The 26,266-nt window shown below is 68.5% G+C and carries 22 protein-coding genes; 19 read left to right on the forward strand and 3 right to left on the reverse strand.

Annotated features, from left to right (window positions below; translation table 11 throughout):
- The first annotated feature begins 27 nt into the window (after positions 1-27).
- Positions 28-462 carry a type II toxin-antitoxin system RatA family toxin gene (locus tag EER27_RS06605; RefSeq protein ID WP_123087206.1) on the forward strand — a complete coding sequence of 145 codons (435 nt, stop codon included), beginning with the start codon at positions 28-30 and terminating at the stop codon, positions 460-462.
- Positions 463-470: 8 nt separating this feature from the next.
- Positions 471-746, forward strand: coding sequence for an RnfH family protein (locus tag EER27_RS06610; protein WP_123087207.1), 276 nt, complete (start codon positions 471-473; stop codon positions 744-746).
- Positions 747-849: 103 nt separating this feature from the next.
- Here EER27_RS06610 and EER27_RS06615 read toward each other — a convergent pair whose 3' ends face one another.
- A complete protein-coding gene (locus EER27_RS06615; RefSeq protein WP_123087208.1) occupies positions 850-1,248 on the reverse strand; it encodes an outer membrane protein assembly factor BamE in 399 nt (132 codons plus the stop codon).
- A 178-nt stretch (positions 1,249-1,426) separates the two neighbouring features.
- Here EER27_RS06615 and fur point away from each other — a divergent pair, with 178 nt between their 5' ends.
- A complete protein-coding gene (gene fur / locus EER27_RS06620; protein WP_123087209.1) occupies positions 1,427-1,828 on the forward strand; it encodes a ferric iron uptake transcriptional regulator in 402 nt (133 codons plus the stop codon).
- A 139-nt stretch (positions 1,829-1,967) separates the two neighbouring features.
- Here fur and recN read toward each other — a convergent pair whose 3' ends face one another.
- Complete coding sequence (gene recN / locus EER27_RS06625) at positions 1,968-3,647, reverse strand: DNA repair protein RecN (protein ID WP_123087210.1); 1,680 nt, start codon at positions 3,645-3,647, stop codon at positions 1,968-1,970.
- A gap of 183 nt (positions 3,648-3,830) precedes the next feature.
- Between recN and hrcA the strand changes: the two genes are divergently transcribed.
- The 4 genes from hrcA (at position 3,831) to dnaJ (ending at position 9,245) form a co-directional block, all read left to right on the forward strand.
- The gene (gene hrcA, locus EER27_RS06630; RefSeq protein WP_123087211.1) at positions 3,831-4,904 is read left to right on the forward strand and encodes a heat-inducible transcriptional repressor HrcA; all 1,074 of its coding nucleotides are present in this window, start codon (positions 3,831-3,833) and stop codon (positions 4,902-4,904) included.
- A 159-nt stretch (positions 4,905-5,063) separates the two neighbouring features.
- The gene (grpE, locus tag EER27_RS06635; protein ID WP_123087212.1) at positions 5,064-5,579 is read left to right on the forward strand and encodes a nucleotide exchange factor GrpE; all 516 of its coding nucleotides are present in this window, start codon (positions 5,064-5,066) and stop codon (positions 5,577-5,579) included.
- Between the two features lie 122 nt (positions 5,580-5,701).
- Positions 5,702-7,618 carry a molecular chaperone DnaK gene (dnaK, locus tag EER27_RS06640; RefSeq protein WP_123087213.1) on the forward strand — a complete coding sequence of 639 codons (1,917 nt, stop codon included), beginning with the start codon at positions 5,702-5,704 and terminating at the stop codon, positions 7,616-7,618.
- Positions 7,619-8,108: 490 nt separating this feature from the next.
- On the forward strand, positions 8,109-9,245 hold the full coding sequence (gene dnaJ / locus EER27_RS06645) for a molecular chaperone DnaJ (RefSeq protein WP_123087214.1): 1,137 nt from the start codon (positions 8,109-8,111) through the stop codon (positions 9,243-9,245).
- Positions 9,246-9,306: 61 nt separating this feature from the next.
- On the opposite strand, the gene EER27_RS06650 is transcribed toward dnaJ, so the two are convergent.
- Positions 9,307-10,053, reverse strand: coding sequence for a glutathione S-transferase N-terminal domain-containing protein (locus tag EER27_RS06650; protein ID WP_123087215.1), 747 nt, complete (start codon positions 10,051-10,053; stop codon positions 9,307-9,309).
- A gap of 101 nt (positions 10,054-10,154) precedes the next feature.
- Here EER27_RS06650 and EER27_RS06655 point away from each other — a divergent pair, with 101 nt between their 5' ends.
- From EER27_RS06655 to EER27_RS06705, 12 genes are all read left to right on the forward strand, one after another.
- On the forward strand, positions 10,155-11,642 hold the full coding sequence (locus tag EER27_RS06655; protein ID WP_123087216.1) for a DUF3857 domain-containing transglutaminase family protein: 1,488 nt from the start codon (positions 10,155-10,157) through the stop codon (positions 11,640-11,642).
- An 18-nt stretch (positions 11,643-11,660) separates the two neighbouring features.
- Positions 11,661-12,029: a hypothetical protein gene (locus EER27_RS06660; protein WP_123087217.1), complete on the forward strand. Its 369-nt coding sequence runs from the start codon at positions 11,661-11,663 to the stop codon at positions 12,027-12,029.
- An 88-nt stretch (positions 12,030-12,117) separates the two neighbouring features.
- Complete coding sequence (gene dapB, locus EER27_RS06665; protein WP_123087218.1) at positions 12,118-12,840, forward strand: 4-hydroxy-tetrahydrodipicolinate reductase; 723 nt, start codon at positions 12,118-12,120, stop codon at positions 12,838-12,840.
- A 273-nt stretch (positions 12,841-13,113) separates the two neighbouring features.
- Complete coding sequence (gene carA / locus EER27_RS06670) at positions 13,114-14,268, forward strand: glutamine-hydrolyzing carbamoyl-phosphate synthase small subunit (protein ID WP_123087219.1); 1,155 nt, start codon at positions 13,114-13,116, stop codon at positions 14,266-14,268.
- Entirely contained in the window at positions 14,265-14,669 is a 405-nt protein-coding gene (locus tag EER27_RS06675) for a four helix bundle protein (protein WP_123087220.1), read from the forward strand. Before carA ends, EER27_RS06675 begins: the two co-directional genes overlap by 4 nt.
- Before the next feature lie 2 nt (positions 14,670-14,671).
- On the forward strand, positions 14,672-17,923 hold the full coding sequence (gene carB, locus EER27_RS06680; protein ID WP_123087221.1) for a carbamoyl-phosphate synthase large subunit: 3,252 nt from the start codon (positions 14,672-14,674) through the stop codon (positions 17,921-17,923).
- 163 nt (positions 17,924-18,086) lie between these two features.
- Positions 18,087-18,563, forward strand: a complete 477-nt coding sequence (gene greA, locus EER27_RS06685; protein ID WP_123087222.1) for a transcription elongation factor GreA — start codon at positions 18,087-18,089, stop codon at positions 18,561-18,563.
- A gap of 6 nt (positions 18,564-18,569) precedes the next feature.
- Positions 18,570-19,523 carry a phosphoglycerate mutase gene (locus EER27_RS06690; RefSeq protein ID WP_123087223.1) on the forward strand — a complete coding sequence of 318 codons (954 nt, stop codon included), beginning with the start codon at positions 18,570-18,572 and terminating at the stop codon, positions 19,521-19,523.
- Positions 19,524-19,530: 7 nt separating this feature from the next.
- A complete protein-coding gene (recJ, locus tag EER27_RS06695) occupies positions 19,531-21,252 on the forward strand; it encodes a single-stranded-DNA-specific exonuclease RecJ (protein ID WP_123087224.1) in 1,722 nt (573 codons plus the stop codon).
- 13 nt (positions 21,253-21,265) lie between these two features.
- Positions 21,266-21,658, forward strand: coding sequence for a DUF7674 family protein (locus EER27_RS16910; RefSeq protein WP_148040970.1), 393 nt, complete (start codon positions 21,266-21,268; stop codon positions 21,656-21,658).
- Positions 21,659-21,778: 120 nt separating this feature from the next.
- Positions 21,779-22,705, forward strand: coding sequence for a hypothetical protein (locus EER27_RS06700; RefSeq protein WP_123087225.1), 927 nt, complete (start codon positions 21,779-21,781; stop codon positions 22,703-22,705).
- 364 nt (positions 22,706-23,069) lie between these two features.
- Positions 23,070-26,036 carry a VIT domain-containing protein gene (locus tag EER27_RS06705; RefSeq protein WP_223807202.1) on the forward strand — a complete coding sequence of 989 codons (2,967 nt, stop codon included), beginning with the start codon at positions 23,070-23,072 and terminating at the stop codon, positions 26,034-26,036.
- Positions 26,037-26,266 lie beyond the last annotated feature (230 nt).

Below are 26,266 nucleotides of genomic sequence, written 5' to 3' on the forward strand. Positions count from 1 at the left end.
CGATGATGGCCCCGCTGCGATACCTCCATGCCAAGCATTCGTCGATCCGCCCTTGTCGAGCACTCCGCCGCGCGCATGTTCGCGTTGGTCAACAACGTCGCCGCCTATCCCCGCCGGTTTGACTGGTGCGATACCGCGCACGTGCTGGAGTCGAACGAGCAACGCATGGTCGCGCGCCTGGACCTGGGCCTGGGTGCGCTGCGGACCTGGTTCACCACCGAGAACACGCTGGCGCCGCCGCACCACATCACGCTGAAGCTGGTCGATGGGCCGTTCCGCAGCCTGGGCGGGCGGTGGGAGTTCCACGCGCTCGACGAGTCGGCGTGCAAGGTCACGCTGACACTGGAGTTCGAGCCGAGCGTCAAACTGCTCGGACCGGCGATGGCGATCGGCTTCCAGAGCCTGGCCGACCGGATGGTCGATGACTTCGTCCGCGTCGCCGACAGCGGCGAGGACGCCTGAGGCCCGCGGTGAAAGTGGAACTCATCAAGGCCTGGCCCCAGCGCTTCGAGTCGCTGTGGGTCGAGCTTGTCGAGGGCGGCAATGTCGGCGATGCGCTCGATCGCGCGGCCAGTGAACGGCCTGGATTCGCAGCCGCCGATGATGCCTGTGCGGTGTTCGGCGAGCGTGCATCGCGCACCACGGTGCTGCACGACGGCGATCGCATCGAACTCCTGCGACCGTTGACCATCGATCCCAAGCAGGCGCGCCGCCGGCGCGCGCAGCAGGGCACGCGTCCGCGTTGAACGCGGCTGGGCGATCGGGCGAGCGAGGCGTTGCGTGGGCCCGCGCGTGGGGGCCCTGCGGAGAATTCGCTGACGGGGGTAGGGCGCCCGCAGCCGGAGCGGCTCAGCGGCCGCCGCGGCCCTTGGTCTTGTCCTTGGCCAGGTTGCGACCGAACTGGCGCACCGAGCTGTCGGCGATTTCCTTGTCCTGCTCGGGGAAGTAGTCGCCTTCCCAACGGCTCAGGGTGTCACCGTCGAAGTACAGGGTGAGGTTCTTGACCTCGGTGTGCGCCAGGCGACCGGTGCGCTGACTGGACGTGTAGTCCCACCGATTGGGGTGGTTCGGATCGGCGATGGACGGTGTGCCGAGCAGCAACAGCACCTGCTGCTTGGCCATGCCCGCCTGCAACTGGTCGACCGAAGTCTTCTCGAGCAGGTTGCCCTGGTAGATCGGCTGACGGTAGACCACGCCGCAACCGGCAGTGAGCAGGGCGACGGAGAGGACGAGCACGAGCTTTCGCATCTGGTTTTCGCGGCAGTCGGATATCGGACCGATGATACACTGAAGCCGCAGCCAATCGCCCCGGAGCCCTTCGCGTTCATTCGCGAGTCGGATGCACCGTCGAGCCGGCCGGCTGCCAGGGGCCCACAGCCGGCCGCCCAACTTCATTCCGAACCCACACATCGCCCACGGAGCCGAGATGGAATCGCAGGATTTGCGCAATGTCGGACTCAAGGTCACCCATCCGCGCATGCGGGTGCTGCAGCTGCTCGAGCAGGCCAAGCCGCGGCACATGACCGCCGAGGACATCTACCGCCTGCTGCTGGATCAGGGTGAGGACATCGGCCTGGCCACGGTCTATCGCGTGCTGACGCAGTTCGAAGCCGCAGGCCTGGTACTCAAGCACAACTTCGAGGCCGGGCAGTCGGTCTACGAGCTCGACCGTGGCGAGCACCACGATCACATGGTCGATATCGACACCGGCAAGATCATCGAGTTCGAAAGCGACGAGATCGAACGGCTGCAGAGCCGCATCGCTGCCGAGCACGGCTACGAGATCGAGGCGCACTCGCTGGTCCTGTACGTCCGTCGCAAGCGCTGAGCCCGGAGCACCTGCCGAGCGCGCCTGCCGCGCGCCTCGGCGACGCGGCGATGCCGGGCCGGGTGTCGCGTCGACATCCGAGCCCGTGTCCATTGCGAAGCGACACGCGACGACACCGCCGCGATGACGCCCCGTGGCATTACGGTTCGGCGGCGGCCTTGTGCAGGAAGGCGCGCGCGGCGGCAATCGCTTCCTTGCCCACCTCCACGCCGCCCAGCATGCGCGCCAGCTCCTGCTCGCGTGCCGCCGTGTCGAGCGCCTGCACGGCGCTTTGCGTCAGGCCCTCGCTCTTGGCCTTGCTGACGCGGTAGTGCGCATGACCCTGCGCCGCGACCTGCGGCAGGTGGGTCACGCACAGCACCTGTCGCTCGCGACCCAGCGCGCGCAGCTTCTGGCCGACAACCTCGGCCACCCCGCCACCGATGCCAGAGTCGACCTCGTCGAACACCATCGTCGGCACCGCATCCAGGCCGATCGCGGCCACCTCGATGGCCAGCGAGATGCGCGACAGTTCGCCGCCCGACGCGACCTTGCGCAACGGCCGTGCCGGCTGGCCCGGATTGGCGGCCACCATGAACTCCACGCGTTCGGCGCCCTGCGGGTCCGGGCGATCGCCGTCGACGGGTTCGAGCACGATCTCGAACCGGCCGCCGCCCATGCCGAGCTCGTCGATCAGCGCGGTGGTGCTGGCCGACAACGAGGTCGCCGCCTTGTGGCGCGCCGCGGTGAGCTGCGCGGCGGCGTCGCGCCAGGCGCCGGCGAACGAGGCGATTTCCAGATCCAGCACCTGCAGGCGCTCGTCGGCACCGCGCAGCTGATCGAGCTCGTTGGCGATGGAAGCGCGCGTGTCCGACAGTTGCTCGGGTGTGACGCGGTGCTTGCGGCCGAGCTCGTGGAGACGGCCCAGGCGGCGCTCCAGTTGTTCGAACACGGCGGGGTCCAGGTCCAGGTCGCTGCGCACGCGATCGAGCAGCGCCACGGCCTCGTCGAGCTGGATCGCGGCGTTGTCGAGCAGCGTGTCCACCTCGACCAGCCGCGGCTCGTGCTCGCTGACGCGCTGCAGATCGCCGCGCACCTGCTGCATCGAGCGCGACAACGACGGGCCTTCGTCATCGCCCAGGCGCGCGAATGCCGCGTCGCAAGCGGCGATCAGGCCGGTGGCGTGCGCATGGCGACGGTGATCGGCCAGCAACTGCGCGATCGCGTCGGCCTCGAGGTTTTCGCGGTCCAGCTCGTTGAACTGGTGTTCGAGCCAGCCGATCCGGTCACTGACATCGCCTTGCGCGACCAGCGCGTCTCGCTCCCGGAGCAACGCCGACCAGGACTGCGCGGCGCTGGCGACGACGGCGCGTTCGCCGTCGGTGCGCCCGAACGCATCCAGCAACGCCAGCTGGCTGGGACGCGACAGCAGCGCCTGTTGTTCGTGCTGGCCGTGGATCTCGACCAGCAGGCCGGCCAGTTCCGATAACTGCCCGATGGTTGCCGGCCGGCCGTTGATCCAGGCCCGCGAGCCGCCGTCGGCACGGATCACCCGGCGCAGTTGGCAATTGCCGTCGTCCTCGTCGAGTTCGTTGCCGCGCAACCACTCCAGGGCGAGCGGCGCATCGTCGAGGCTGAACCCGGCCGAGAGCTCGGCGCGCTGCGCGCCATGGCGGACCACGCCGCTGTCGGCGCGCAGGCCCGACAGCAGGCCAAGCGCATCGACCAGCAGGGACTTGCCGGCGCCGGTCTCACCGGAGATGACGGTCAGGCCGGGCCCGAACGTGAGCTCGGCGGCGTCGACCACGGCGAAATGCTTCAGGGAGAGATGGGTAAGCATGCGGTGCCGATTGTGCCGGTGGTCGATGACAAGGCCAAGCCGGCGGGTCGATGGGGGGCGGGTGGGGATGGCGGACGGGGATGAATACGGGATGGCTGTCGCAAGGGATGCGACCGCAGTGGCGCGACCGCCCGCAACGCCGACGGCTTGCGCCGGGGCCGGTGCGGACCTATATCGACGGGCATGAACCGCCATTGCAGCCCCGACCCCAGCCTCGACCCGCGTGCGCGCCAACTGCTGCGCACGCTGATCGGCCGCTACATCCATAGCGGCGAGCCGGTCGGTTCGCAAACCCTGGCGCGGCATGCCGGGCTGGATGTCAGCCCAGCCACCATCCGCAGCATCCTCGCCGACCTCGAGGAAGTCGGCCTGCTCAGCGCGCCGCATGCCTCGGCCGGTCGCATCCCCACCGCGCAGGGCTACCGGTTGTTCGTCGACTCCCTGCTGCAGGTTCGCCCGCTGCCGGACGGCGAGATCGCCCGCCTGCGCGGAGAGCTTCCGGCCGGAGGCGGCACCCAGGCGCTGCTTGGCAGCGCGTCGGAGCTGCTGTCGGCGATGACCCACTTCGTCGGCGTGGTCAGCGTGCCGCGACGCGAGCAGTTCGCGTTCCGGCGCATCGAGTTCGTGCCGCTCGACACCCAGCGGGTGCTGGCGATCCTGGTGTTCGCCGACAACGAGGTCCAGAACCGCATCATCCAGACCCGGCGTCCGTTCGAGCCCGGCGAGCTGGAACGGGTCGGCAACTACTTGAACGCCCATTTCGCCGGTCGTGCCGTCGCCGATATCCGCGCCACGCTGCTGGCCGAGCTTCGCAATGCCCAGGCCGAGATGCAGGTGCTGCTGAGCCAGTCGATCGAGCTGGCCGAGCAGGTGCTGTTGCCGGGGCACGACGACATGGTGCTGGCCGGCCAGACCCGTCTGATGGGCGTGCAGGAGCTGGCCGATGTCGACCGCCTGCGCGAGCTGTTCGAGGCGTTCGCCCGCAAGCGCGAGATACTGCAGCTGCTCGAGCGCACCGTGCAGGCGCCGGGTGTACGCATCTTCATCGGCGAGGAAACCGGCCTGGCGCCGCTGGAAGGCGTGTCGCTGGTCACCGCGTCCTACGGCGCCGCCGGGCGCGTGCTGGGCGTGCTCGGCGTGATTGGCCCGACCCGCATGGCCTACGACCGCGTCATCCCGGTGGTGCAGGCGGCCGCCGATGCGCTGGGCGATGCCTTCGGCGGCCCCGTCGCCGACCCGGGCCTGCACGATTGTTGAGCCAACAAAGGCGGGATTGTCCCGCCTGGCCTGGCAATTGGGGCCGACCCCGCTTGAATCCCCGTCCCGTGGCCCCATAGCTGGGCCTGTCGCGGGGACTTCACCCGCCGTAACCCTGCCTTCCCACGCGCGCCACTGCGCAAGGACCGAGCAAGCTCAATGACCACCGAACCGATCCAGGACACGGCTGACCAGGCCGCCGACACCGACGACACCAACGAACTGGCCGTTGCCCTCGAGGCCGCCCAGGCCGAACTGGCCAAGCTGCGCGAGGATTCGCTGCGCGAACGCGCCGACCTCGAGAACCAGCGCCGCCGCCTGGAGCGCGAGCGCGACATGGCCCGCAAGTTCGCCAACGAGCGCCTGCTGGGCGAGTTGCTGCCCGTCATCGACAGCCTCGAAGCCGGACTTGCCGTCGCCTCCGACGGAACCGGCGCGCTGCGCGACGGCATGGAGCTCACCTTGCGGCAGCTGCTGAAAGTGGCCGGTGACAACGGCCTGACCGCGGTCAACCCGACCGGGCAGGCGTTCAACCCCGAGCAGCACCAGGCCATGAGCATGGTGCACAGCGACGAGCACGCTCCGGGCCACGTCGTGCAGGTGTTCCAGAAGGGGTGGCTGCTCAACGACCGTTTGCTGCGCCCGGCGCTGGTGGTGGTCAGCAGCGAAGGCTGAATCGCGTCTCCAACGCCATCGCGGCCGGTCGGTCGGCGCTTGAACTGCTTTCCGACGGCCCCAAATCACGCACATCGGCGGCGCGTCCGCCACACAGACAAGATTCGAGAGGGAGCACCAGCATGGGCAAGATCATCGGCATCGACCTTGGCACCACCAATTCCTGCGTCGCGATCATGGAAGGCGGCAAGGCCAAGGTCATCGAGAACGTCGAGGGCGACCGCACCACACCGTCGATCGTGGCGTACACCAAGGACGGCGAGATCCTCGTCGGCGCCTCGGCCAAGCGCCAGGCGGTCACCAACCCCAAGAACACCTTCTATGCCGTCAAGCGCCTGATCGGCCGCAAGTTCACCGACGCCGAAGTGCAGAAGGACCTCGGCCTGGTGCCGTACGGCATCGTCGCCCACGACAACGGCGACGCCTGGGTGCAGACCCTCGACGCCAAGAAGATGGCACCCCAGCAGATTTCCGCTGAAGTGCTGGCCAAGATGAAGAAAACCGCCGAGGCCTACCTGGGCGAGACGGTCACCGAGGCCGTCATCACCGTGCCTGCGTACTTCAACGACAGCCAGCGCCAGGCCACCAAGGACGCCGGCCGCATCGCGGGCCTGGACGTCAAGCGCATCATCAACGAGCCGACCGCCGCCGCGCTGGCCTACGGCATGGACAAGAAGGGCGGCGACCGCAAGGTGGCCGTGTACGACCTGGGTGGCGGCACGTTCGACGTGTCGATCATCGAGATCGCCTCGGTCGACGGCGAGATGCAGGTCGAGGTGCTGTCCACCAACGGCGACACCTTCCTGGGTGGCGAAGACTTCGACAAGCGCGTCATCGACTACCTCGTCGAGGAGTTCCTGAAGGATTCCGGGCTGGACCTGCGCAAGGATCCGCTGGCCCTGCAGCGCCTCAAGGACGCCGCCGAGCGCGCGAAGATCGAGCTCTCGTCCGCGCAGCAGACCGAGGTCAACCTGCCGTACGTGACCGCCGACGCCTCCGGGCCGAAGCACCTCAACATCAAGCTGACCCGCGCCAAGCTCGAGTCGCTGGTCGAGGACCTGGTCCGCAAGACGATCGAGCCGTGCCGCATTGCGCTGAACGACGCCGGCCTGCGTGCCAGCGACATCAGCGAGGTGATCCTGGTCGGCGGTCAGACCCGCATGCCCAAGGTCGGCCAGGCCGTCGCCGATTTCTTCGGCAAGGAACCGCGCAAGGACGTCAATCCGGACGAGGCGGTCGCCATCGGCGCTGCCATCCAGGGCGGCGTGCTGGCCGGTGACGTCAAGGACGTGCTGCTGCTGGACGTGACCCCGCTGAGCCTGGGCATCGAAACCCTGGGTGGCGTGTTCACCAAGATCATCGAGAAGAACACCACGGTGCCGACCAAGGCCAGCCAGACGTTCTCGACCGCCGAGGACAACCAGTCCGCGGTGACCGTGCACGTGCTGCAGGGCGAGCGCGAGCAGGCCCGTTTCAACAAGTCGCTGGCACGTTTCGACCTGTCGGGCATCGAGCCCGCGCCGCGCGGCATGCCGCAGGTGGAGGTGTCGTTCGACATCGACGCCAACGGCATCGTCCACGTGACGGCCAAGGACAAGAAGACCGGCAAGGAGCAGAAGGTCGAGATCAAGGCCGGCTCGGGCCTGTCCGACGAGGAGATCGCCAAGATGGTCGCCGACGCGGAAGCCAACCGCGAGGAAGACCAGAAGTTCCACGACCTGGTGCAGGCGCGCAACCAGGCCGACGGCCTGATCCACACCGCCCGCAGCGCGATCAAGGAACACGGCGAGAAGTTGCCGGGCGCCTCGATCGGTGCGGCCGAGGCCGCGATCGCTGACCTGGAAACGGCGATGAAGGGCGACGACAAGGGCCAGATCGAGGCCAAGTCGAAGGTGCTCGAGGAGGCTGCGCAGGCCCTGTTTGCCGCCGCCCAGTCGCAGCAGCCCGGTGCCGACGCCGGCAGCCAGGGCGGCGCCGGCAAGTCCGACGACGTGGTTGACGCGGAGTTCACCGAGGTCAAGGACGACAAGAACGGTTGATCGTCCAAGGTGACGTAGCAGGCCCGGCTTCGGCCGGCCTGCTCCCAGCGGGGAACGGCATGCGTGCGCACCACCATCCGCGAGTCTGGCAAGATGCGGCCGCGCCGGTCGTCCGATTCCACCCGGCCGCGGCTGGCTTTCCCCTTGATGGACGTTGTTGTGGGGTGACGGTACGGATTCGTCGTCCCACGGTGAGCGCGCCTTCGGATATCGCCGAAGGTGCCGCCCACGGTTCGCGGAAGGGGGCAATGCATATCCCGACCCGCACCGGAGGCTCGCTGCCGGCGCGGGGCGAACGCACCCGTACTGCTGACAGGCTCGGCGCCCTTGTGGGCGTCGGGCCTGCCGTTTGCAGGGGGGGGCGATCGCAGCTCGCCACCGGTGAGCTCACCGCACCGCGGCATTGCCTGGCCTTCGTTGTTTCACCCCGACCATTCCAGATGGCCTAGCCACCGACTCACCTGGCCGCAGGCCGAACCGATCACTGACCATGTCAAAAAGCGACTACTACGAAACCTTGGGCGTTGCCCGCAACGCCTCCGACGAGGACCTCAAGAAGGCCTACCGTCGTTGTGCGATGAAGCACCACCCTGACCGGAACCCCGGCGATGCCCATGCCGAGGCTGCGTTCAAGGAGTGCAAGGAGGCGTACGAAGTCCTGTCCGACGCGTCCAAGCGTCGCGCCTACGACCAGCACGGCCATGCCGCTTTCGAGCACGGCATGGGCGGTGGTGGTGGGCCGGGCGGCGGTTATGCCGACATGGGTGACATCTTCGGTGACATCTTCGGCAACATCTTCGGCGGCGGCGGCGGCGGCGGGCAGCGCGCCCCGCGACGCGGCGCCGATGTCGGCTACGTGATGGAGCTCTCGCTCGAGGAAGCCGTTGGCGGCGTCGAGAAGCAGATCGAAATCCCGACGCTCGACGAGTGCGATACCTGCAGCGGCAGCGGCTCGGCCGACGGCAAGCTCGAGAAGTGCGATACCTGCCAGGGCCGTGGCCAGGTGCGTTTCCAGCGCGGCATCTTCTCGATGCAGCAGGCCTGCCCGCATTGCGGCGGTCGCGGCCAGACCATCGCCAGCCCCTGCGGCGATTGCCACGGCCAGGGGCGTATCGAACGCACCAAGACCCTGCAGGTCAAGATTCCGGCAGGTGTCGACAACGGCGACCGCATCCGCCTTGCGGGCGAGGGCGAGGCCGGTCCGGCCGGTTCGCCATCGGGCGACCTCTACGTCGACGTGCGTGTCCGCGAGCACGAGATCTTCCAGCGCGACGGCGATGACCTGCATTGCGACGTGCCGATCCGCATCTCCCAGGCCGCGCTGGGCGACACCATCCGCGTGCCCACGCTGGGCGGCGAGGTCGAACTGCGCATCCCGTTCGAGACCCAGAGCGGCAAGTTGTTCCGCCTGCGCGACAAGGGCGTGAAGTCGGTGCGCAGCCGCAAGCCCGGCGACCTGTACTGCCGTGTCGTGGTCGAGACCCCGATCAATCTCACCGCCGAGCAGCGCGATCTGCTCGAGAAGTTCGAGGCCACCTTCGTCGGCGAAGAAGCGCGCAAGCACTCGCCGCGGTCCTCGACCTTCCTCGATGGCGTGAAGGGCTTCTGGGACCGGATGACCTCGTGATGCCCATGTAGGAGCCCGCTGGCTGCCGACCCGTTGCAGCGGTCGCCAGCGAGGTTGGCTCCTATTTTCCTGCGCGCGACGCCAGCAGGCGGTCGCGCCACTGCACCAGGTCGGCGAATTCGCGGGCCAGGGCGTCGTCGCTCCAGCAGCGGCGCGTCGCCGGTCCGAGCGGAGGTTCGATCTTCGCCGCCGGGGCCACGGCCTCCAGCACCACGGCCATGGCGATGTCGGCGTAGCTGAAATGCCCGAGCAGATGGTCCGATCCGGCCGCTCGCAAGCCGGCGCGGGTGTGCTCCAGCGCCCGCCGCAATGACCCGGGCACCAGCAGATGCTGGTACTTGCCATCGAGTCGACGTGCCAGTCGTCGCGCGGCATCCCGAGTGACCAAACGCAGCGGGCCGCGCAGCGGCGCCGGCAGCACCGCAGCGGCCGACTCGTCGAGTGCCGCCGGATCGGACAGCACGCAGCGCACCACGCGCGTCCTGGCTTCGGCCAGCGCGGTTTCACTGAGTTCGTTCCAGGGCGAGATCGCTTCGACGTCGCCGAGGCGCCCATCGCCGGCCTGCAGGGCCGCATGCCGGGCGATGTCCCAGGAACCGCGCAGGGCCTGCGCGCCGGCCAGCAGCACCGGCACCGACATCGGCCCCGACCATTGCCGCATGCGCCAGCGCAGCCAGGGCTCGCTCACCGTCGGCGTGTACTCGCAATAGGTAAACGCGACCCCGCAATGGTCGAGCGCCCAGCGCGCCTTCTGCGTCCATGGCGAAAACGCTTCACCCACGAGCAGGGGAAGGGTGGTGCGGCTCATGACCGGACTCCGCGATCAAGCTGGACACGCAATATCACCTTTGATTGCCTGCAGTAAAATCGGCGACAGGGGCGGTACTCACCGCAAGCAAGGGAAGAAGAATGTTGAACCGATGGAATGCGCGCGTCCTGGTGGCCGCGTGCGGGATGGCCTGCGCACCGTTGATGGCGGCGCCGGAACTTCAGACGGAAGACGAACGGCCGATGCAGATCGAGCGTTTCGACGTCGCCTTCAAGATCAATGTCGACGGCTCGTACACCGAGACGCGCGAACAGGCGATCAAGGTGCTCAAGTCCGACGCGCTGGAATTGCTCAAGAATTCGTCGGTCGGCTACAGCACCAGCATCCAGAAGGTGGAAGTGCTGGAGGCGTACACCCTCAAGCCCGACGGCAAGCGGGTCGTCGTGCCCAAGTCGAACTACCAGGTGCAGACCAACGGCGGCCACGGTGACGGCGGCCCGGTGTTCTCCGACCGGACCTCGATGACCGTGGTTTTCCCGGAGCTGGAGGTCGGCGACACCACCGTGTTCAAGTACCGGCTGGTCGGTTCGCAGCCGATGTTCGACCGGCAGTTCTCCGATGTCGAGTCGTTTTCGCGCCAGGTCTATTACGGGCAGGTCGACGTCAGTTTCGATGCCCCGGCCGAACTGCCGGTGAAGCACGAAGCCTGGGACATGCAGAAGGTCCGCGACGAGACGGTCGGCGGTCGCCGCATCAGCCACTGGCGCTTCAGCAACAAGCAGCCGGTGCGGCCGGGCGATGCCGCCGAGCTGTTCCAGTTCGAGCACCAGCCAGGCCTGGTGTATTCCACCTTCGCCAGCTACGCCGACATCGCGCGCGTCTACGGTGAGCGTGCCACGCCCAAGGCCGCGGTGACGCCGCGCATCCAGAAGCTCGCCGACGAGATCGCCGGACAGCGCAGCGAGCCGCGCGAGGTTGCCCGTGCGCTGTACGAGTGGGTGTCGACCAACATCACCTATGCCGGCAACTGCATCGGCCTGGGCGCCGTGGTGCCGCATGACGTCGATTTCATCCTCGACAACAAGATGGGCGACTGCAAGGACCACGCGACGCTGCTGCAGGCGCTGCTGACCGCCAGGGGCATCGGCAGCACGCAGGCGCTGATCAACTCCGGTGGCCTCTTCCGCCTGCCGGGCACGCCGGCGGTGTCGATGGTGAACCACGTCATCAACTACCTGCCGCAGTGGAGCCTCTACCTGGACGCGACCGCCAAGGGCATCCCGTTCGGCATGCTGCCCCCGGGCGACATCGGCAAGCCCGTGTTCCTCGTGGACGGCTACCGGGATGGCACGCGGACGCCGGCGATGGCGCCCGGCAGCAATCGCCAGATCGTGCGCACGCGTCTCAAGGTGGCGGCCGACGGCTCCATCGAAGGCGAGTCCGAGGTCGAACTCGAGGGCATATACGCCGTTTCGGCGCGGGCAGGATTCCGCGGTGTGAGCCATGACCAGGCGACGCAGTACGTCAACCGTTATTTCCAGCGCATGGGCGCCGAGGGTAGCGGCAGCATCGAGATGGAGGACGCGACGGCGCTGACCGACCGCTACCGGTATTCGCTGCGTTTCTAGGCCGGCCAGGTGTTGTCGATGCCGGGCGCGCTCACCCTGCAGCCGATGTTCCCCAGCGAGGCGCCGGTGTCGCGCTTCGCCCCGCAGGGCAACGACGAGGTGGGTGACGGCGAGACCACCTGCACCAACGGTTTCGCCCAGGAAGAGTACGTGGTCGAGTTCGCCGCACCGGCGAAGGTGTTGGCGGTGCCGCCGAGCGTGGATCTGTCCGGCGAGGCGTTCAGCTACAAGGCCAGCTACGAGCTCGATGGCAACGCCATCAAGGTCAAGCGCGTGCTCGACGACCGCACGCCCGGCCCGATCTGCGCGGCGCAGTACAACCGCGACTACAAGGCGTTCATGCTCAAGGTGCTGGCCAACCTCAAGGCGCAGGTGGTCTACCAGTAAGCATCGGCGGAGCGGGGCGCGGGCATGCCGCGCTCCGCTTCTCGTCTGGCGCTTGTCCGCGCGACCGCGCAGCGTTTAGCCTGCGCGCATGAACGAACCGACTTCCCCCGTCCGCATCCTCGTCCACGGCGCCTCCGGACGCATGGGCCAGTCTTTGCTGCGCCTGGCCGGTGAGCGCGACGACATCGTCGTTGTCGCCGCTGTCGCGCGTTCGCAACCCGCGCAGAGGGTCATCGACGGGGTGCCGTACTTCGCCGGTTCCGAACTGTCCGCCGTGCCCGACTTCGACGTCGCCATCGATTTCAGCCTGCCCGAGGGCTTCGACGGCATCCTGTCGACCTGCCTCCAGCGCGGCACGGCACTGGTGTCGGGCACCACCGGCATCGAGGCGCATCAGCGCGCGGCGTTGCAGGCGGCGTCGCAGAACATCGCGCTGCTGTGGGCGGCGAACTTCAGCCTGGGCGTGGCCGTGCTCACCGAGCTGGTCGAGCGCGCCGCCGCGGCGTTGCCGGGCTGGGATTGCGACATCGTCGAATCCCATCACGCGCACAAGCTGGACGCGCCCTCGGGCACCGCACTGGCATTGGGCGCCAGTGCCGAACATGGCGGCGCCACGCCGCGCTACGCCTCCGTGCGCGCGGGCGACATCGTGGGCGAACACCTTGTTCAGTTCACCGCGCTGGGCGAACGCATCGAGCTGGTGCATCGCGCCAGCAACCGCGACATCTTCGCCCGCGGCGCGCTGCACGTGGCCGCGCGTCTCCACGGGCGCCCTGCCGGGTTGTACCGGGTTCGCGACCTGCTCGGCTGAACGAGACGTGGGGCAGGGCATCGTCCTGTGCCGGCGCCAGGACGTGGCGGGGCGTGGCCCTACCTCCCGAATGTGACGCCCACGGTGCGCCGAATCGGCTGAATTCGATTCCGGCGCTGGCGCTGGCCGGTCTGCGCCGCTAGAATTCCCGCTCGCCTGAACCCCATCCGCCGGACCGGTCCCGCACCGCGTCCGTGTTTTGCTGCAAGCCGGTTTTACCGGCGCCTGCGCGACGGACGGGGTCAGTACCCCTAGGCAGCCAAGGCGACCCCAGTGAATCAACCCGCAATCCTCGCTCTCGAAGACGGCACCGTGTTCGAGGGCGTTTCCGTAGGCGCGCCCGGCCTTTCCGTCGGCGAAGTGGTCTTCAACACCGCGATCACCGGCTATCAGGAAGTCCTCACCGATCCGTCGTACGCGCGCCAACTGGTGACGCTGACCTACCCGCACGTGGGCAACACCGGCTGCACCGACCAGGACGACGAAGCGTCGCGGGTCTGGGCGTCGGGCCTGATCGTGCGCAACGTGCCGCGTCGTCCCAGCAACTGGCGCAACCAGGTCGCGCTCCCGCAGTGGCTGGCCGCACGCGGCGTGGTGGCTATTGCCGACATCGACACCCGCAAGCTGACCCGCCTGCTGCGCGAGAGCGGGGCGCAGAACGGCGCGCTGATGGCCGGCGACGTCGATGTCGCCAAAGCCCTCGAAGCCGCACGCGCCTTCCCGGGCCTGAAGGGCATGGACCTGGCGAAGGTCGTCACCACGCCTGCGTCCTACGAGTGGCGCGACGGCCAGCTCGACCTCGACAGCAACACCTTCGTGCAGGCTGAAGCCAGGCACCACGTCGTGGCCTACGACTTCGGCGTCAAGCACAACATCCTGCGCATGCTGGCCGAACGCGGTTGCCGGGTGACCGTGGTGCCGGCGCAGACCAGCGCTGCCGACGTCATGGCGCTCCAGCCCGACGGCGTGTTCCTGTCCAACGGCCCGGGCGACCCGGCGCCGTGCGACTACGCCATTGCGGCGATCCGCGAGTTCGTCGCGGCCCGGGTGCCGACCTTCGGCATCTGCCTGGGCCACCAGCTGCTGGCCCTGGCGGTCGGTGCGCAGACGCTCAAGATGGGGCACGGCCACCACGGCGCCAACCATCCGGTGCAGGACCTCGACAGCGGCCGGGTGATGATCACCAGCCAGAACCACGGCTTTGCGGTCGACGAAGCCACGCTGCCGGCCAACGTGCGCGTGACCCACCGCTCGCTGTTCGACGGCAGCAACCAGGGCATCGCCCTGACGGACGCGCCGGCCTTCAGCTTCCAGGGTCACCCGGAGGCCAGCCCCGGCCCGCACGACGTGGCACCGCTGTTCGACCGCTTCGTCGCCTCGATGCGGGACCCGGGATTCGGGGTTCGGGATTCGGGTGGCCGCCAGTGACGGCTTCGCACTTCCGCGAGTTGGATGTGTGGCAGTTGGCAATGCGGCTTGCGAAGTCGGTCTACGAATTGACTGCTGAATTCCCGCGCGAAGAGCGATACGGCCTGAGTTCGCAGTTGCAACGTTCGGCGGTGTCGATTCCCTCCAACATCGCCGAGGGCAACGCGCGTGCAAGCACGCGAGACTACGCGCGGTTCGTGTCCATGGCCCTGGGCTCTAGCGCCGAACTGCAGACACAACTACTCCTTTCCGCCTCGCTCTCGTTGGGTAACGCAACCGCGCGAGACGAAGCCATCGAACTAAGTGATCGGGTGGGGCAGATGCTGCAACGCCTCCATCAGGCCCTGATTCGCAGGCTCGATTCCGAGTCCCGAGTCCCCAATCCCGAATCCCGGAGCTGAACATGCCAAAGCGCACCGACATCAAGACCGTACTGATCATCGGCGCGGGCCCGATCGTGATCGGCCAGGCCTGCGAGTTCGACTACTCCGGCGCGCAGGCCTGCAAGGCGCTTCGCGACGAGGGTTACCGCGTGGTGCTGGTCAATTCGAACCCGGCCACGATCATGACCGACCCGGACATGGCCGACGCGGTCTACATCGAGCCGATCAACTGGCAGACGGTCGAGAAGATCATCGCCAAGGAACGCCCCGACGCCCTGCTGCCGACCATGGGCGGCCAGACCGCTCTTAACTGCGCACTCGATCTGGCCGACAACGGCGTGCTGGAGAAGTACGGCGTCGAGCTGATCGGCGCCTCGCGCGACGCCATCCGCATGGCCGAGGACCGCGAGCTGTTCCGCGTGGCCATGAAGGAGATCGGCCTGGAGTGCCCGAAGGCCGAAGTCGCCAAGACCCTTGAACAGGCGCTCGACATCCAGACGCGCGTGGGCTATCCCACCATCATCCGCCCGAGCTTCACGCTGGGCGGCAGCGGCGGCGGCATCGCCTACAACCGCGAGGAACTGGTCGACATCGTGACCCGCGGCCTGGAACTCTCGCCGACCACCGAGGTGCTGGTGGAGGAGTCGGTGCTGGGCTGGAAGGAATTCGAGATGGAAGTGGTCCGCGACACCGCGGACAACTGCATCATCGTGTGCTCGATCGAGAACTTCGACGCGATGGGCGTGCACACCGGCGACTCGGTCACCGTCGCCCCCGCTCAGACACTCACCGACAAGGAATACCAGCGCCTGCGCGATGCCTCCATCGCGGTGCTGCGCAAGATCGGCGTCGACACCGGCGGCTCGAACGTGCAGTTCGGCATCAACGCGCAGAACGGTCGCGTGGTGGTGATCGAGATGAACCCGCGCGTGTCGCGCTCCTCGGCGCTGGCGTCCAAGGCCACCGGCTTCCCGATCGCCAAGATCGCCGCCAAGCTTGCCGTGGGCTACACGCTGGACGAACTGCGCAACGAGATCACCGGCGGCGCCACGCCGGCGTCGTTCGAGCCCAGCATCGACTACGTCGTCACCAAGATCCCGCGCTTCGCGTTCGAGAAGTTCCCGCAGGCCGACGCGCGCCTGACCACCCAGATGAAGTCGGTGGGCGAGGTGATGGCGATGGGTCGCACCTTCCAGGAGTCGCTGCTCAAGGCGCTGCGCGGCCTGGAGACGGGCAAGGTGGGCCTGGACCCGACCGGCCTGGACCTGACCAGCGAAGAAGGCCTGGCCACGCTCAAGCGCGAGCTCAAGGAGCCGGGCCCGGAGCGCATGTTCCACATCGGCGACGCGTTCCGCGCCGGCATGAGCGTGGAAGACGTGCACGCGCTGTCGTTCGTTGATCCGTGGTTCCTGGATCAGATCGAAGAATTGATCGCCACCGAGAAGGACGTCGCCGCGGCCGGCCTGGCCAGCCTCGACGCCGCGCGCATGCGCGCGCTCAAGCGCATGGGCTTCTCCGATGCGCGCCTGGCGCAGCTGACCGGCACTGACGAGACCGCGGTGCGCACCCTGCGTCGCGCGTTCGGCGTGCGTCCGGTGTACAAGCGCGTCGACTCCTGCGCCGCGGAGTTCGCCACCACCACCGCCTACATGTACTCGACCTACGAGGACGAGTGCGAGGCGCAGCCGACCGACCGCGACAAGATCATCGTGCTCGGCGGTGGCCCCAACCGTATCGGCCAGGGCATCGAGTTCGACTACTGCTGCGTGCACGCCGCGCTCGCCCTGCGCGAGGACGGCTACGAAACCATCATGGTCAACTGCAACCCGGAGACCGTGTCGACCGACTACGACACCTCCGACCGCCTGTACTTCGAGCCGCTCACGCTGGAAGACGTGCTGGAGATCTGCGATCTCGAAAAGCCCAAGGGCGTCATCGTGCAGTACGGCGGACAGACCCCGCTGAAGCTCGCCCAGGCGCTGGAAGCCAATGGCGTGCCGGTGGTCGGCACCTCGCCCGATTCGATCGACCTGGCCGAGGACCGCGAGCGCTTCCAGCAGCTCGTGCAGAAGCTCGGCCTGGCCCAGCCGCTCAACCGCACCGCGCGCAATCCCGAGGAGGCGTTGCTGCTGGCCTCGCAGATCGGTTACCCGCTGGTGGTGCGCCCGAGCTACGTGCTCGGTGGCCGCGCGATGGAAATCGTGTACTCCGACGCCGACCTCACGCGCTACATCCGCGATGCGGTGAAGGTCTCCAACGACTCTCCGGTGCTGCTCGACCGCTTCCTCGACAACGCTGTCGAGGTCGACGTGGACGTGATCGCCGACAAGGACGGCAACGTCCTGATCGGCGGCGTCATGGAGCACATCGAGGAAGCGGGCGTGCACTCGGGCGACTCGTCCTGCTCGCTGCCGCCGTACTCGCTGTCGCCGGCCATCCAGGCCGAGCTGCGCCGTCAGGTCGTCGAGCTGGCCAAGGCGCTGAACGTGGTCGGCCTGATGAACACCCAGTTCGCGGTGCAGGCCGACGAGAACGGCAACGACCGGATCTTCCTGATCGAGGTCAACCCGCGCGCCTCGCGCACCGTGCCATTCGTGTCCAAGGCCACCGGCATGCCGCTGGCGAAGATCGCCGCGCGCTGCATGGTCGGCCAGACGCTGGCCGCCCAAGGCGCCACCAAGGAGATCGTGCCGGACTACTACTCGGTGAAGGAAGCGATCTTCCCGTTCGCCAAGTTCCAGGGCGTCGATCCGATCCTCGGGCCGGAGATGCGCTCCACCGGCGAGGTGATGGGCGTGGGCCGCAACTTCGGCGCGGCCATGGCACGTGCGCAGGAAGCCGGTGGCATCAAGGCGCTGCCGGCCACGGGCAAGGTGTTCATCTCGGTGCGCGACCCGGACAAGCAGCGCGTCCTGCCGGTCGCCCAGGACCTGATCGCGCGCGGCCACACGCTGGTTGCCACCAGCGGCACGGCGAGCTTCCTGCGCGGTGAAGGGTTGGCCTGCGAGACCATCAACAAGGTCACCGAAGGCCGTCCGCACGTGGTCGACCTGATCAAGAACGGCGAGCTGGTCTACATCATCAACACCACCGAAGGCCGCCAGGCGATCACCGACTCGTTCTCGATCCGCCGCGAGGCGCTGCAGCAGCGCATCACGTACTCGACCACCGTGTCGGGCGCGCGCGCGCTGGTGCACTCGCTCGACTACCGCGGCACCGGCCCGGTCTGGTCGCTGCAGGAACTGCACGCCGAGATCAAGGCCGGCGCGTAAGCCGGCCACCCGTGCGTCCGGCCCGTCGTGGCCGGACGCCGAGCCCTCCGACCGATGTCCCGCGTGAGCACCACGCGGGCATGACGATCGGCGGGCTTCCGGGCACAATCCATCCAACGAACAGGCATGGGCCGGCGGATCGCCGGCGAAAGGAACCATAGAAATGCGAGCACCGCTCACGATGAAGGGCGCGCAGCGTTTGCGCGCGGAACTCGATGAACTCAAGTCGGTCAAGCGCCCGGCGGTGATCCATGCGATCGCCGAGGCGCGTGCCCACGGCGACCTCAAGGAGAACGCCGAGTACCACGCGGCGCGCGAGCAGCAGGGCTTCATCGAAGGCCGCATCAAGCAGCTCGAGGGCGATCTCTCGCACGCGCAGATCATCGACGTGGCCGCGCTCAACGCCGGTTCGCGCGTGGTGTTCGGCGCGCAGGTGAAGCTGGCCGACGTCGACACCGACGAAGAGCGCAGCTACCAGATCGTTGGTGACCTGGAAGCCGACATCAAGCAGGGCCTGATCGCGATCTCCTCGCCGGTCGCGCGCGCGCTGATCGGCAAGCACGAGGGCGACAGCGTCACCATCGAGGCCCCGGGCGGCACCCGCGAGTACGAAATCGTCAGCGTCGCCTACGACGGCTGACCGACGATGGCCACGGTCACGCTGCTGTTGCCCGCGCCTGCGCGCTTCGGCGCGCAGCGCCTGCCCGAGTCGCTGGCCGCGCGACTGGGCAAGGCCGACCGCCAGGTGTTCGATGGCGAACCGCTGGCACGCGTGTTCGACGTGCTGCCGCGTGGCTGGCCAATCGCGGCGGTAAGTCGCCAGCTCGATGTCGGCGACGCCGCGATGTCGTCCTGGGTGCGTGCCGATCCCGCCTACGTGCGGCCCGACATCAACGGCGCGCGCCTGCTCGCCTACGGCCGCGCGCTTGGTCTGACGGCCGCCGACACCGATGCGCTGCTGCCCGCGCTCAAGCCGCTGTTCGGCGACGCCGGTTTCCTGATCGACGCACCGCGCCCCGACCGCTGGTACCTGCGCCTGCCTCTGGGCGCAAAGCTGCCGGTGTTCACCGCCCCCGAGGCGGCGCTGGGCGAAGACCTGTTCGAGCACCTGCCCGGACTGGAGGCCGACGCCGGCAACGAGGCGCGCCGTTTCCGTTCGCTGCTCAGCGAAGCGCAGGTGGTCCTTCACAACCACCCGCACAACGCCGCGCGCAGCGCCGCCGGGCTGGCACCGGTCAACTCGCTGTGGTTCTGGGGCAGCGGCCGGTTGCCCGATCACGTGCGTAGCCCGTTCGATGCGATCGCCAGTGACGACGAAGGCGTGCAGTCGTTCGCATCGCTGGCGGGCAAGCAAGCGCAGTCGCTGCCACCGGCATGGGCACCACTGAGTGAAGCCGGCGAGGGCGATCGTCTGTTCGACCTGCGCCACCTGCGCGACCTGGCCGTGCTCGATGCGGCCTGGTGCGCGCCGCTGCTCACCGACCTCGCGGCCGGACGCCTGCAGCGGGTGAGCCTGGATTTCGGCGGCCGCCGCTTCGATCTCGAACACGGTCAGCGCTGGCGCTTCTGGCGTCGCGCGTTGCGGGCTTTGCCGGCGTGAGCCGTCCATGAGGCCGGCCTCCCGGCTGCGTCGTCGCCAACCCGTCGAGGGCGGGCAGTGGCCACCGCAACTCCCGCCGCTGCTGCAGCGCGTGTATGCCGCGCGCGGCGCCACGTCGATCGACCAGGCGCAGCCGCGGCTTGCCAACCTGCTGCCACCGGACACATTGCTCGGCCTGAACCTGGCCACCGACCTGCTGGCCGAGGCGATCGCCAACGACCGGCACATCCTGGTGGTCGGCGATTTCGACTGCGATGGCGCGACGGCCTGCGCCGTCGGCGTGCGCGGCCTGCGCATGCTGGGCGCGCGGCGCGTCTCCCACGCCGTGCCCAACCGGATGATCCACGGTTACGGCCTGTCGCCGGGGCTGGTTGAGGAACTGGCCGCGCTCCAGCCGGACCTGCTGGTCACCGTGGATCACGGCATCGCCTGCCACGCCGGCATCCACGCGGCCAGGGAGCGTGGCTGGAAGGTGCTGGTCACCGACCACCATCTGCCCGGCGAGACCTTGCCGCCGGCCGATGCGATCGTCGACCCCAACCAGCCCGGCTGCGGCTTCCCCAGCAAAGTGCTCGCCGGCGTGGGCGTGATGTTCTACGTGCTGCTCGCATTGCGTCGCAAGCTGCGCGAGCAGGGACGCCTGGCCGACAACGGTCCGGACCTGGGCGTGCTGCTCGATCTGGTCGCGGTGGGCACGGTGGCCGACCTGGTGCCGCTGGACGCCAACAACCGCGCGCTCGTTGGTGCGGGCCTGCGACGGCTGCGCGCGGGGCAGGGCAGTGTCGGCCTGCGTGCCCTGATCGAGGTGGCCCAGCGCGACGAGTCGCGGCTCACCGCCAGCGACATCGGCTACGCCCTGGCGCCGCGCCTCAACGCCGCCGGCCGGCTGGAAGACATGGCCGTGGGCATCGAGTGCCTGCTGACCGACGACCGCGGACAGGCGCGCCAGATTGCCACGGCACTGGACCAGATCAACGGCGAGCGTCGCGCGGTGCAGCAGCAGATGACCGACGAGGCCGATGCCGCGCTCGCACGTGTTGCGCTCGATGAGGGCGTCGTGCCCGACGCCATCTGCCTGTTCGACGCGCAATGGCACCCCGGCGTGGTCGGGCTGGTCGCGTCCAAGATCAAGGAGCGCCTGCACCGACCGGTGGTGGCGTTCGCGCCGTCCGAGCCCGGCAGCGCGAGCCTGCGCGGCTCGGCGCGATCGATTCCGGGCTTCCACATCCGCGATGCGCTGGCGGCTGTTTCCGCGCAGCACCCCGGGTTGATCGAGCGATTCGGTGGCCACGCGATGGCGGCCGGCATGACCCTCCAGCGCGACGCACTGGAGCAGTTCGAGCGCGCGTTCGCCGCCCACGCCAGCACCGTGCTGACCTCCGAGCTGCTGCAGGCCGATGTCGCCAGCGACGGCGAGCTGGGCGCCGAGGAGTTCAGCCGCGTCAACGCCGAGCTGCTGCGCGATGCCGGACCGTGGGGCCAGGGGTTTCCCGAGCCGGCTCATGAGGCCACCTTCGACGTTCTGAGCTTTCGCGTGCTGGGCGAGAAGCATCTGAAGCTGGTGCTGCGAATGGAAGGGAGGGCGGAGCCCCTTAACGCCATCCACTTCAACAGCTGGGATGGGGTGCCACCAGCCGGACGCATCCTCGTGGTGTTCAAACTTGAGCCGGACGACTACCGGGGCGGGGACGCGATCCAGCTCAACATCGTCTACCGGGAGTCGGTCTAAGAGGCAGCTAGCCATGGAACCAAATGTCGACGATCGTGACGAATGGCAGCCGATCAAAGCCGTCCGTGCTCGTTTTCCAAACGAAGCGGAAGCCACGGACATCTGGGTGCGAGAGCGCGGCTATGAAAGCCCCTATGAAAACCCCTATGCATGCCTTGAATCGTTCGCAGACCGAACTACGGAAGCAATCTTCGCGAAGGACTCAGCCAGCGTGTCCGCGCATACTGCGTTCATCGCAGACTGGTATCTGCGAGGTCCGGAAGCAATCCGTCAGCTAGTGGATGTGTACTACGCGGAACCACTTATGTGGAACGCGAGCAACGAACAAAAGCGCTGGGCTTGGGACTTTATTGCGGCCCCGGTCCGCTCGCTGTACGAAGACATGTGGGGGGCTCCCGAAGCCTGATCGGACGGCGCGCGGCGCTGACTGGAGCCGACACTCCACTCGACGCGGTACGGCCACGACGCCGGGCTATCATCGGCGGCCACGCAAGGACGCGCCGCAGTGCGCAGGAAGCCGAAACCGATGTCCGCCATCACCGTTACATCCCGCATTTGCCTGGCCGTTGCGCTGGCCCTCCCGTGGCTGGTCGCTGCGGCGGGCGCTTCCCCGGACGGCGTGGTTGCCGCCGACGTGGCGCAGGACCGCGCCGGCAACCGGCTGGAGCCGCTGATCGAACGGCTCGAGCCGGCAGCGGCCGCGACGGGCCCGACGGCGGACGGGACCGAGCGTGATGCCTCGCCGCGTTACTGCACGGCCGATGGGCAGTGGTGCCTGCGCACCACGCGCGGTGCCGACGACGGTGAGGCGACGCTGGAAGTCGAGCAGCAGGTTCGCGGTGAAGCGCAGCCGCGCAGCCGCTTCATCGCGTTGGCCGATGCCGATGGGGCCATGGTGCGGCCATGGCCGTTCATCATTCGCATGGCGTCGGGCATCGGCGCACCGAAGCCCCCGCGCGATCCGGATCAGGCCGCGCTGCAGAACGTGCTGGTGGGCGCCATCGTTTCGCAGCAGACCGGGTACTCCGGCGGTGGCGCCAGCGCGTCCACCTTGACCCTGAGCCGCATCTATCACCAAGACGACGGCATCCAGATCGATCCGGTGCTGAGCGTGGCCGCCGATGGTCATTCGATGATCCGGGCCTGCTTCGGCGAGCAAGACATGCAGCAGCGGGCCGGTGCCTGCCACGACGAATACAACTACAGCGTGGTGCTGGGGTTGGATCAGGACGGGCAGGGCATGCCGGTACTGCGTTACCGCAGCACCGCCACCCGCTTCCCGGCCGGCGTGTCGCGCCAGGGCGATTCGCTGGCGATGGGCCCGCTGAAGAAGAAGGACCTGGTGACCGAAACCGACGAAGCCTGCTCGTTCCAGCGCGTGCTGCGCTTCGTCGATGGGGCCTACCAGGCCGATCAAGCGTGGCCGGACTGCAGCGACTACACCGAGCTGTAGCGTAGGCGAGGCCGCTGCGCGGCCACATCGCCTTCCGCCTGGCGCCCGACGACTGGCGCGGGTGCCTGGCCGTGCAGCTTGTGGTGCACCGTCGCGACGCCTGACGAGGCGGTGCGATCTCAGCAGGCCATCGCAGCCAGCGTGGCAAGCAGGCATGGCAGGCATGCCTGTCGCAACACGTGTCGACGCGGTGACGGCTGACTGTTGCGCCAACGCCGGTCTCGGCGGTTCGAGTTTGCCGTTTCAACGTCGCCGTCGCGCCTTCGCAGCACATCTTTCGTCATCGCCATCGAGTTGCGGCAACCCCGTCCGCGTCGCCCATGCGTTGTGGCATCTGTCGCCCATCCAGATCCGAGGTTCTCGCGTGAGACTCCAACTCCTCGTCGCCGCCGCACTGATCGCCGTGCTGCCGTGGCAACCCGCACCCGCGCAATCGCAGGGCAACCTCATCGCGCCACCGTTGCTGGTTGCCGCCGAGGCCGAAGTACCGATCCGCGTGGCGTCGCTCGAAGTCACCTCGGAGGTCAATGGCGGCCTGGCGCGCACCACGGTGGAGATGCGTTTCCACAATCCCAACGGGCGCCAGCTGGAAGGCGAACTGCAGTTTCCGCTGCAGGCCGGGCAGACCGTCAGCGGCTTCGCGCTCGACATCGACGGCCGCATGCGTCCGGCGGTGCCGGTAAGCAAGGCCAAGGGCCAGCAGGTGTTCGAATCGATCGCGCGCCGTCGGGTCGACCCGGGTCTGCTCGAACAGACCGCCGGCAACCAGTTCAAGCTGCGCGTCTATCCGATTCCCGCCCACGGCGAACGCCGCGTTCGCATCAGCATCGACCAGGCCCTGCAGCGCGATGCTGACCGCAGCGGCTGGCGGTTCGAGCTGCCGCTGGCGTTCGCGCGTGGCGTCGGCGAGTTTCCGCTGCGAGTGATCGCCCGCGGTGATGAGGCCGCGCCGCGCGTGATCGACGGATTCGGCGATATCGCGTTCGCGCGCGATGGCGACGGCTACCTGGCGCGGCTGGACGGACGTCGCATCGCGCGCAGTGGGCTGGCGCTGCGGTTCGCCGCGGCGCCGCGGCCGCAGGTGTTCGTGCAGACGGTCGATGGCCAGCGTTACTTCCATGCCGAAGTGCCGTTCGAAGGCGCCGGCGCCTTCTCGCGCCCGCTGCCGAAGGTCGTCGGCCTGTTGTGGGACAGCTCCGCCTCGGCGCGCAACCGTGACATCGACGCCGAACTGGCCGTGCTCGATCGCTACTTCGCCGCGGTGGGCAATGCCCGCGTGCGCTTGCAGCGACTGCGCGATGTCACCGGACCGGTGGAGCCGTTCACCGTCAGCGGCGGCAACTGGTCGGCGTTGCGCGCCGCCCTGCGTTCAACGCAGTACGACGGCGCCAGCGCGCTGACCCAGTGGCAACCGCAGACCGATGTCGACGAGTACCTGCTGGTCAGCGATGGACTGTCCAACTACGGCACCGGCCAGGCGATGCCGGCGCTGGCGCCGCGCCAACGGCTGTACGCGCTCGATTCCAATGGCGCCAACGCCGACGTGGCGCGCCTGACGGCCTGGGCCGAGGCGCGTGGCGGTCGCCGGATTGTCGTCTCGCCGGGCACGGTGGCGGCTGCAACCAACACCTTGCTGAAGGACGAGTCGCGACTGTTGGCAATCGAGGGCCTCGGGACGGATGGCCTGGTGGTCGCGTCGCATTTCCCCGAATCGGGCGTACTGCGCATCGCCGGACGCCTCAACGCCGCCAGCGCGACGCTGCGCCTACGCGTGCAGGACGGTGGACCGACGGACCAGGCGTCCCCCGAGCGGGTGGTGGAAGTGCCGGTCACCGCGAGTGCGCCCGACAGCGCCCTGGTTGCCACGTTGTGGGCCGGCTACTCACTGCGCGAGCTCGCCGCCGAGCCGGAGCTGCACCGCGCGCGCATCCAGCGGATCGGTTCCGAGTTCGGCGTGGTCACGGCCGAGACGTCGCTGATCGTGCTGGAGGAGCTTGCCGACTACGCCCAGCACGACATCGTCCCACCGGCCGAGTACCGCGTTGAGGTCGCTCGGCTGCAGGCGCAACGCGGCCAGGAGCGCAAGGAATCGCGGCAGACTCGTCTGGACGAGGTGGCCGCCGAGCTCGCCGAGAAGCTGACGTGGTGGCGCACGAGCTGGCCGAAGGGCCAACCCAAGCAGACCGAGTCCGACGAGCCTGCCCCGGTGGCGTATGCCGAGGCGGCCGCGATGACGACTGCGGCGCCGCCACCGCCTACGCCGTCGCCCGCGTCGCCCTCGGTGACGGCGCGCGCCGTGGCACCGCAGGCCGGCAACACGGGCGTTTCGTTGGACCGGATCGAAGTCACCGGTAGCCGCATCAGCGAGGCCGACATGGCCAACGCCGAGAGCGAAGGCGAGGACGGCGGTGAGGCCGGCGAGGGCATCGCCATCGCCATCCAGCCCTGGCAACCCGATTCGCCGTTCGCCCGCCGCCTGCGTGATGCCGCCGCCGCCGACGTGTACGCGATCTACCTCGACGAGCGCGACAGCCACGCCGACAGCCCGGCGTTCTATCTCGACGTTGCCGACATCCTCTTCGAACGCGGCCAGCGCGAGCTCGCCCTGCGCGTGCTGTCCAACCTGGCCGAGATGAACCTCGAGAACCGGCACCTGCTGCGCGTGCTCGGCTACCGGCTGATGCAGGCGGACCAGCCAGGGATTGCGCTGCCCATGTTCCAGCGCGTGTTGCGTCTGTCGGAGGAAGAACCGCAGAGCTGGCGCGACCTCGGTCTGGCCCAGGCCGCCGTCGGCTCGCACCAGGCGGCGATCGGCAATCTGTACGAGGTGGTGGCGCGCGAGTGGGACGATCGATTCAACGGCGTGGGCATGATCGCGCTGGGCGAGCTCAACGCCATCATCGCCAACAGCCCGCGTCCGCTCGACACCAGCGCCATCGACCCACGCCTGCTGCGCAACCTGCCGGTGGACCTGCGCGTGGTACTGGCCTGGGACAGCGACAACAGCGACATGGACCTTTGGGTGACCGATCCCAACGGCGAGAAGACCTACTTCAGCAATCCCCGCAGCTACCAGGGCGGCCGGCTGTCCAACGACTTCACCGGCGGCTACGGCCCCGAGGAGTTCCTGCTGCGCGATGCCAAGCCCGGCACGTACAAGGTCGAGGCGAACTTCTACGGCGACCGCCAGCAACTCGTCACCGGCGCCACCTCGCTGCAGCTGCACTTCATCACCGGCTTCGGCACCGCCAAGGCGAGCGAGCGCAAGGTCACGCTGCGACTCAAGGAAGCCAGCGAGACGGTGGTGGTCGGCGAGTTCGAGGTGCGCTGAACGATCCGGCGCGGCGGGACGGGCTCGGCGGAACAGATGGGTTGGCCGGGGTGCGGGCGCGATGTGGCGCAGCGCCCCGGTCGTTTGCCGGCCGGCAGTGTCGGTTGGCAGCCAGCAGACCTCGCATCCGCGCACGCCGGGACCAATGGCCGCACCCGAGCCGGTGTCCGGGGCGCGAAAAAACCGCGGTCAGCGCCGCCGCCCGGGCCAACGGGCGGCGGGCCGGATGG

This window comes from Montanilutibacter psychrotolerans (assembly GCF_003719825.1).
GTDB lineage: Bacteria > Pseudomonadota > Gammaproteobacteria > Xanthomonadales > Xanthomonadaceae > Montanilutibacter > Montanilutibacter psychrotolerans.

What these genes read in the sequence shown, in the direction of transcription:
- EER27_RS06605 (WP_123087206.1), top strand. Translation starts at nt 28, where the DNA reads ATGCCAAGCATTCGTCGATCCGCCCTTGTCGAGCACTCCGCCGCGCGC.
- EER27_RS06615 (WP_123087208.1), bottom strand. Translation starts at nt 1,248, where the DNA reads ATGCGAAAGCTCGTGCTCGTCCTCTCCGTCGCCCTGCTCACTGCCGGT.
- fur (WP_123087209.1), top strand. Translation starts at nt 1,427, where the DNA reads ATGGAATCGCAGGATTTGCGCAATGTCGGACTCAAGGTCACCCATCCG.
- recN (WP_123087210.1), bottom strand. Translation starts at nt 3,647, where the DNA reads ATGCTTACCCATCTCTCCCTGAAGCATTTCGCCGTGGTCGACGCCGCC.
- hrcA (WP_123087211.1), top strand. Translation starts at nt 3,831, where the DNA reads ATGAACCGCCATTGCAGCCCCGACCCCAGCCTCGACCCGCGTGCGCGC.
- grpE (WP_123087212.1), top strand. Translation starts at nt 5,064, where the DNA reads ATGACCACCGAACCGATCCAGGACACGGCTGACCAGGCCGCCGACACC.
- dnaK (WP_123087213.1), top strand. Translation starts at nt 5,702, where the DNA reads ATGGGCAAGATCATCGGCATCGACCTTGGCACCACCAATTCCTGCGTC.
- dnaJ (WP_123087214.1), top strand. Translation starts at nt 8,109, where the DNA reads ATGTCAAAAAGCGACTACTACGAAACCTTGGGCGTTGCCCGCAACGCC.
- EER27_RS06650 (WP_123087215.1), bottom strand. Translation starts at nt 10,053, where the DNA reads ATGAGCCGCACCACCCTTCCCCTGCTCGTGGGTGAAGCGTTTTCGCCA.
- EER27_RS06655 (WP_123087216.1), top strand. Translation starts at nt 10,155, where the DNA reads ATGTTGAACCGATGGAATGCGCGCGTCCTGGTGGCCGCGTGCGGGATG.
- EER27_RS06660 (WP_123087217.1), top strand. Translation starts at nt 11,661, where the DNA reads ATGCCGGGCGCGCTCACCCTGCAGCCGATGTTCCCCAGCGAGGCGCCG.
- dapB (WP_123087218.1), top strand. Translation starts at nt 12,118, where the DNA reads ATGAACGAACCGACTTCCCCCGTCCGCATCCTCGTCCACGGCGCCTCC.
- carB (WP_123087221.1), top strand. Translation starts at nt 14,672, where the DNA reads ATGCCAAAGCGCACCGACATCAAGACCGTACTGATCATCGGCGCGGGC.
- greA (WP_123087222.1), top strand. Translation starts at nt 18,087, where the DNA reads ATGCGAGCACCGCTCACGATGAAGGGCGCGCAGCGTTTGCGCGCGGAA.
- EER27_RS06690 (WP_123087223.1), top strand. Translation starts at nt 18,570, where the DNA reads ATGGCCACGGTCACGCTGCTGTTGCCCGCGCCTGCGCGCTTCGGCGCG.
- recJ (WP_123087224.1), top strand. Translation starts at nt 19,531, where the DNA reads ATGAGGCCGGCCTCCCGGCTGCGTCGTCGCCAACCCGTCGAGGGCGGG.
- EER27_RS16910 (WP_148040970.1), top strand. Translation starts at nt 21,266, where the DNA reads ATGGAACCAAATGTCGACGATCGTGACGAATGGCAGCCGATCAAAGCC.
- EER27_RS06700 (WP_123087225.1), top strand. Translation starts at nt 21,779, where the DNA reads ATGTCCGCCATCACCGTTACATCCCGCATTTGCCTGGCCGTTGCGCTG.